Source organism: Stenotrophomonas sp. SrG, from assembly GCF_050031795.1.
Taxonomy (GTDB): Bacteria; Pseudomonadota; Gammaproteobacteria; order Xanthomonadales; family Xanthomonadaceae; genus Stenotrophomonas; species Stenotrophomonas rhizophila_A.
The window spans coordinates 1-229 of record NZ_JBNBBE010001822.1 but is presented as its reverse complement, the minus strand read 5'-3'; the positions used below and the strand labels follow the sequence as shown (position 1 = coordinate 229).

1 protein-coding gene is annotated in these 229 nt (G+C 67.7%); it reads left to right on the top strand.

From position 1 onward, the window contains the following. Positions 1-18 precede the first annotated feature (18 nt). Positions 19-229: hypothetical protein (locus ACQG3P_RS25500; RefSeq protein ID WP_426806598.1), on the top strand; the 211-nt coding region annotated here is incomplete at its 3' end.

Genomic DNA, 229 nt, shown 5'->3' with positions numbered 1-229 from the left:
TTCGCCATTGCTGCCGGCATGCGTACCCTGCGAGACCAGGCCGTTGGAGGTGTACGTGCCGCCGTTGCGCAGCTGGACTTCCCCCGCGCCGTTCGGGCCGACGCGGAAACCATCGACATAAGCGCGCGGATCGGTGACGGTCTCGCTCGCATCGAAGTCTTACACCGCCGCGAAGGCGGTAGGCAGCGAGGCGGCCGACAGGCCGAGCGCAACCAGCATGGCAGCGCTA